We start from the raw sequence: 1319 nt of genomic DNA, 5'->3' as shown, positions 1-1319 counted from the left end.
GCCCTGCACGCCGCCCTCCTCACCGACGACGGCAACACCGGCCTGCCGTTCGCCTGGGAAGGCGCGACCCTGCACGCCACCGGCGCCACCGCACTACGCGTCCGCCTCGCCCCCGCCGGCCCCAACGCCCTCTCCCTGGCCGCCGTCGACCCGGCCGGCAACCCCGTCACCACCATCACCCGACTCCTCGCCCGCCCCGTGGACGCCGACCAACTGACCACCGACGCCACCCACTCCCACGACGCGCTCTTCCACCTCGACTGGACCCCGATCCCACTCCCCGACACCGGCACACCCACGCCGCTGACCCTCCTGGGCCCGGACACCGCCGACCTCGCCGAGGCCCTCGGCGACCAGGCCACCGCGCACCACGCCACCCTCGCCGACCTCCTGGCCGCCGACACCGCCCCACCCACCACGGTCCTCGCCCCCCTCACCACTCCCTTCGACGGTGACACCGCGCAGCGCGCGCACACCCTCGCCGGCCACGCCCTGGCCCTCGCCCAACAGTGGCTGGCCGCGGACCGCCCGGCCGGCTCCCGACTGGTCTTCGTCACCCAGGGAGCCATCGCCACCGACGACGCACCCGCCACCGACCCGGCCGCCGCCGCGGTCTGGGGCCTGATCCGCTCCGCCCAGACCGAGAACCCCGACACCTTCACCCTCCTCGACCTCGACACCGCACCCGCCTCCACCACCGCACTCGGCCGAGCCCTCACCCTCGACGAACCCCAACTCCTCCTCCGTGCCGGCCACGCCCATGCCGCCCGCCTCACCCGCACCACCGGCCCCACGACCACCCACACGCGGTGGTCCGCGGACGGAACGGTGTTGGTGACGGGTGGTACCGGTGGTCTGGGTGGGGTGTTGGCCCGGCATTTGGTGCGTGCGTATGGTGTTCGCAATCTGGTGTTGACCAGTCGGTCTGGTGCTGGGGCTGTGGGTGCGGCGGAGTTGGTTGCCGAGTTGGAGTCGTTGGGTGCTGTTGAGGTGTCGGTGGTGGCGTGTGATGTCGCCGATCGTGACGCCGTGGCGGGGCTGGTTGATTCCATCCCTGCTGTGCGTCCGTTGAGTGCGGTGGTGCATACGGCGGGTGTGTTGGATGACGGTGTGGTGGGTTCGTTGACGCCGGAGCGGTTGGCTGCGGTGTTGCGTCCGAAGGTGGATGGTGCGTGGAATCTGCATCAGGCCACTGGGGGTCTGGACCTGGATGCGTTCGTCGTTTTCTCTTCTGTGGCGGGTGTGTTCGGTGGTGCGGGTCAGGCCAACTATGCGGCTGGTAACGCCTTCTTGGATGCTTTGGCGGCTGACCGGATGGC

1 protein-coding gene is annotated in these 1319 nt (G+C 70.9%); it reads left to right on the top strand.

The genetic code is table 11. The annotated features are described in order from the left end of the window. Positions 1-1319 (top strand): beta-ketoacyl reductase (locus ACIQU6_RS44910; protein ID WP_403488539.1); only part of this gene is annotated, 1319 nt, incomplete at both ends.

Origin of the sequence: Streptomyces sp. NPDC090442 (genome assembly GCF_044769405.1) — a bacterium.
Classification (GTDB): domain Bacteria; phylum Actinomycetota; class Actinomycetes; order Streptomycetales; family Streptomycetaceae; genus Streptomyces.
Note: the sequence above shows the minus strand (reverse complement) of the source record. Positions and strands in the feature narration are given on the sequence as shown.